The sequence below is a fragment of the Streptomyces sp. AV19 genome (assembly GCF_015999245.1).
GTDB lineage: Bacteria > Actinomycetota > Actinomycetes > Streptomycetales > Streptomycetaceae > Streptomyces.
Map to the genome: position 1 here is coordinate 1 of NZ_JAEAMR010000100.1, position 5,101 is coordinate 5,101.

3 protein-coding genes are annotated in these 5,101 nt (G+C 75.6%); 1 reads left to right on the forward strand and 2 read right to left on the reverse strand.

The window, feature by feature from the left end; translation table 11 throughout:
* Nucleotides 1-108: 108 nt before the first annotated feature.
* Nucleotides 109-1,023, reverse strand: coding sequence for an NADP-dependent oxidoreductase (locus tag I5Q34_RS33915; RefSeq protein ID WP_199896346.1), 915 nt, complete (start codon nucleotides 1,021-1,023; stop codon nucleotides 109-111).
* An 80-nt stretch (nucleotides 1,024-1,103) separates the two neighbouring features.
* The gene (locus I5Q34_RS33920; RefSeq protein WP_199896347.1) at nucleotides 1,104-3,905 is read right to left on the reverse strand and encodes a LuxR family transcriptional regulator; all 2,802 of its coding nucleotides are present in this window, start codon (nucleotides 3,903-3,905) and stop codon (nucleotides 1,104-1,106) included.
* Nucleotides 3,906-4,023: 118 nt separating this feature from the next.
* Here I5Q34_RS33920 and I5Q34_RS33925 point away from each other — a divergent pair, with 118 nt between their 5' ends.
* Entirely contained in the window at nucleotides 4,024-4,968 is a 945-nt protein-coding gene (locus I5Q34_RS33925) for an LLM class flavin-dependent oxidoreductase (protein WP_199896348.1), read from the forward strand.
* Nucleotides 4,969-5,101 lie beyond the last annotated feature (133 nt).

The following is a 5,101-nucleotide window of genomic DNA, read 5'->3' on the forward strand; positions in this document are numbered from 1 at the left end:
CGTTCAACGTGCTACCGGAACGCTTGATCGGGAAGAGCTAACGAAGTCCTACTAGGCGCCGCCCCTTCCTGCCAGCCCCGTTCCTGTCAGTCCCGCCGCCCCTTCCCGTCAGTCGACGAGCAGCACCACCTTGCCCCGCCCGTGCCCGCTCTCGACGTCGCGCTGCGCGTCCGCGGCGCGCTCGAGCGGGTGGACGGCCCGTACGTGCCAGGAGAGTTCACCGCACGCGTACCGTTCGGCGAGCCCGGCCAGCCGGGCCGCCGAGCGGGTGGCCGGGGTGACCCGCACCCCCTCGGCCGCTGCCCGCTCGTGTTCGACGAGGGTCAGCATCCGGCTCCGGTCGGCCACCAGGCCGAGCGAGAGGTCGAACGCCTCGCCGCCCGCGCCGTCGAGGACGCAGTCGACCCCCTGCGGGGCCAGCTCCCGGACCCGTTCGACGAGCCCCTCGCCGTAGGCCACGGGGAGCGCGCCCAGCGTGCGCAGGTAGGCATGGTTGGCCTCGCGCGCCGTGCCGATGACCAACGCGCCCGCAGCGCGCGCCAGTTGGACGGCCGCGCTGCCCACCGACCCGGCCGCACCGTGCACCAGCAGGACCTCGCCCGCGCGCGGGGCGATCTCCCCCAGGGCGATGTGGGCGGTCTGCGTCCCCGCGGTGAAGCCGCCCGCGACCTGCCAGGGCATGGTGGCGGGCTTGCGCGTGACCTGGCCGGCCGGCGACACGATCAGCTCCGCGTACGCCCCGAGCTGCCCGAAGCCCAGCACCTCGTCCCCGGGCTCCCATCCGGTGACCCCCGGGCCGACCTGGTCGATCACCCCGGCGAACTCGTTGCCGGGGATGCGCGGCAGCGGCCCGGAGATGCCCGGCGGCGTCCAGCCGGCGCGCACCGCGCAGTCGTACGGCTGGACACCGGCCGCCCGCACCCGGATCCGCACCTGCCCCGGGCCGGCCTGCGGCTCCTCCACGTCCTCCACCCGCAGCACCTCGGGACCCCCGAACTCGTGGAACAGCACCGCTCGGCTCATGGTTCGCTCCTCTTCCTCTCCGCCTCGTACGTCACTGGCCACGACCGTAGGAAGCGGAGAACCGAAGCGAATCCGTAGGACTACGGAACCTCGGTGAGCCGGCCCGGGAACCCGTCGGCCAGCGCCGCCAGTTCGCGCCGGGAGCCGACCCCGAGCTTCGGATACGCCTTGTACAGGTGGTACTCCACGGTCCGCGGGCTGAGGAAGAGCCGGGCGGCGATGTCGCGGTTACTGGTCCCCGCGGCGGCCAGGCGGACCACCTGGCGCTCCTGGGGCGTCAGCACCGCCAGCGGATCGGGACGCGCCGCGGGCGCGGCCGACGCCGTCTCGCCCACTGCCCGCAGCTCGCCGCGGGCGCGTTCGGCCCACGGCACGGCGCCCAGGCACTCGAACGCCTCCAGCGCGTTCCGCAGCCGGGGACGGGCCTCGGTGCGCCGGCGCGCCCGCCGCAGCCACTCCCCGAACAGCAGCTCCGTACGAGCCTCCTCGAACGGCCGGCCTGCCTCGCGATGCCGCTCCAGTGCGGCGGAGTACCGCTCCTCGGCCGCCTCTTCGGGCCCGGTCAGCGCCGCGCAGCGCAGGGCCACGGCCTCGGCCCACGGCTGTCCGGCCGCATCGGCCCAGGCGGTGAACGCCGCCTGCCGGCCGGTCGCCCGGCCGGGCAGACCGGCCCGTACGGCGGCCTCCACCAGGTCACCGGTGAACGGCAGCAGGGCGGCGGCCGCGGCCGGCCCGCCGCGCAGGGTGTCCTCGAACCGGCGCAGGGCCTGCTCGGGACGGCCCAGGCCGAGGTCGAGGAGGGCGAGGACGGCCGTGGAGTCGTCCCCGGCCGAACGCTCCAGCGCGGCACGGCACTTCTCCTCGTCGCCGGCGAGCGCCGCGGCACGGGCGGTGATCCGGTCGGCGACGGCGGTCAGCCGGCGGGCCGGCAAAGGCCCGCCCGGCCCGGCCGCGTCCGCCGTCGAACCGGCCGCGTCCTCGGCCTCCGCCGCCGTCGCGGCCGCCTCCCGCAGGCGCCCGGTCGCCCACTGGACGTCGCCGAGCGCCCGCAGCACGTCCGCCAGCGACAGGACGGTGCTGCGCGCCAGGCAGCGGACGGCCTCGGCGGTGGCGAGCCCGAGCACGGCGTCGTCGTCACCGAGCAGGGCGGCACAGTCGATGGCCAGGAGACGGACGAGGTGGGAGTCGGGGTTCCGGCCCCGTACGTCGTCGACGAAGAAACGCAGGGAAGCCATGGGGGCGGTGAGGTCATGGGTGCTGTCGGTGCTCGTCCCCACCCCGGACACCAGCCCCGCGAGCGCTGCCAGCGCCGCCGTCACCGGCTGCTCCGGCCGTACCCGGCCCGCCACTTCGGCGACCCGGCCGATCAGCCCTTCGTCCCGCGCCGCCCACGCACTGCGCGCGGCCAGCATCAGCATCGGCACGACAGGGCCGGGGTCGCGGCCGGCCAGCGGTTCGGCGTGGTCGAGCAGGAGGTAGGCCGCGGTGCGCGGATTCCCGCTCGCGTCCTCGACGGCGCCGCGCACCATGCCCAGCCAGGCGCGTACGGTCCGGTCCTCCGTCAGCTCCATCGCCTGCCGGGCCAGCCCGTCGGCCTGGGCGATCCGCCCCGTCACCACGGACACCTGCGCGGCGGACAGCAGGCGCCGCGCCCGGTCCAGGGGCAGCGGGCTGAGCTCCGACGCCCGGCGGTGGGCGGCGGCCGAGGCCGCGAACGCCCCGCGCTCCCAGGCGGATTCACCGGCGCGGTCGAGCCGCGCGGCCACTTCCTCGTCGGGCCCGGACGCGGCCGCGGCCAGGTGCCAGGCGGTGCGGTACGGGTCCCGGCCGGAGTCGTCGGCCTCCGCGAGCGCCCGGTGCGCGGCCATCCGCTCGGCGGGGTCGGCCCCTTGGTAGGCGGCGGCGCGGATGAGGGGGTGGCGGAAGGCGACCGCGGCGCCGGTGAGCGTGACGAGTCCGGCGCGTTCGGCCGCCCGCAGGTCGTCGGGCTCCGCACCGAGCGCACGGGCGGCGGCGCGGACGGTACGGAGCTCACCCCCGCTCTCGGCGGCGGCGACGAGCAGCGCGGTACGGGCCCGGCCCAGCCCCCGGACGCGGGCCCCGTAGGACTCCAGCAGCCTTGCGGGGACGGGGAGTTCGGCGGGGATCGGGGCACTGCCCGCGCGCTGCTCCGGGGTGAGCGCGCGCACCGTCTCCACGAGCGAGAGCGGATGCCCGTCCGACCGCTCGACGACCATGGCCCGCACGGCGTCCGCGAGGTCCGGAGCCCGGTCGGCGAGGAGTTCGGCGGCGGCCTCGGGGGCGAGGGAGCCGAGCCTCAGCTCGGGCACGCCGGGCACGGGCGACGGTTGCCCGTCGTCGGGCAGGTCGTCCCGGGCGGCCAGGAGGAGCGCGACGGGCTCGTCGCCGAGGCGGCGCGCGGTGAAGAGCAGGGCCTCCGCCGAGGAGGGGTCCAGCCACTGGACGTCGTCGACCAGGCAGAGCAGCGGTTGCTCGACAGCCAGATCGGACAGCAGGGTCAGCACCGCGAGACCGATGCGGAAACGGTCCTCCGGCGCGGCCTCGGCCAGGCCGAACGCGCCACGCAGCGCGTTCGCCTGGGGCGCGGGCAGGCTCGCCAGCCGATCCTCCGTCAGCACCGGGCGCAACAGCAGATGCAGCCCGGCGAAGGGCAGTACGGACTCGGCCTCGGTCCCCGTCGTCCGCAGGACGCGCACCCGGCTCCCGGCCGTCCGCGCCCGCCGGGCCGCCTCGGCCAGCAGCTCCGACTTGCCGATCCCTGCCGCGCCGCGCACCAGCAGGGCACCGCCCTGTCCCGCCCACGCCCGCGCCAACAGCGCGGCGACGGCGGCGTGTTCCGCTTCCCGTCCGTACAGCACCACTCGACGGCCCCCCGGCCTCGCTCGACCTGCCCCGCGCGCGGGGCATCGGCCCCCTGGTCCCGTAGTCCCGTAGTCCTACGGATTCGGGGCCTGACCTGGGCAGACTACGTTCTGTCCCATGACACGGACGACCCCCCTCACGATCGGCGTCTTCGCCCCGGCGCTCACCCTCGACCCCGCCGCCTCCCCCGGGGAGACCGCGGAGGCGGCCCGCCTCGCCGAGGAACTCGGCTTCGAATCCCTCTGGACCAGCGACCTGTTGACGGGACGCTGCCCGATGCTCGACCCGTTGCTGGTGCTGGCCTCCGCGGCCACGGTCACGACGCGGCTGCGGATCGGCACGGCGGCGCTGGTGCCCGCGCTGCATCCGCTGCCCGGCCTGGCCCAGAGGCTGGCCACGCTCCAGTACCTCTCCGGCGGCCGGCTCCTCCTCGGCGTCGACGCCGGGGACAGCGCCTGGGCCCGCTGGCGCGGAGGCTTGAAGGACCCGGCGGCCTGGCGGGCGACCGGCATCCCCTTCGAGGAGCGCGACGCCCGCCTGGACGAGACGCTCTCCCGGCTGCCGGGCGCGATGAGCGGCGAACCCGGCCAACTCGACATCACAACACCGGATGTGCGACTGACCGTGCCGGCCGAGGTGCCGCCGCTGTTCATCGGCGGTGAGAACGAGGCCGCGCTCGAGCGAGCCGTCCGCCACGGCGACCACTGGTTCCCGGCGCTCGCGTCTCCGGCCTGGCTGACGGAGACAGTCGCCCAGCTGCGCGAGCGGGCGGAGGCCGCGGGCCGCCCGATGCCGGGCGTGACCATTGGCCAGCCGTTCGGACTCGGCGACGGCGTGACCAGACCGGGCGGGCCGAACCTGACACGGGTCGCCGCCGGCGCCTTCGGCATCTCGGAGGAACGGTCCGAGGCCATGGTCATCGACGGAAGTCCGGAACGGGCCGCAGAGCGGATCGCGGAATTCGCGGCGGCCGGCGCCGACCGGATCGTGTTCAGCACGTACGACCCGGCCTGGCAGAAGCAGTACGAACTGCTGGCGGAGGCCGTGGCCCTCCTGCCGTAAACGCAGGCTGTAAACGCAGGCCGTAAACGCAGAAAAGCCTCGGGCCCGAGTTGATTTCTCAACTCAAGCCCGAGGCTTTTCATCAAATTTAGTTCGGCGGCGTCCTACTCTCCCACACGGTCCCCCATGCAGT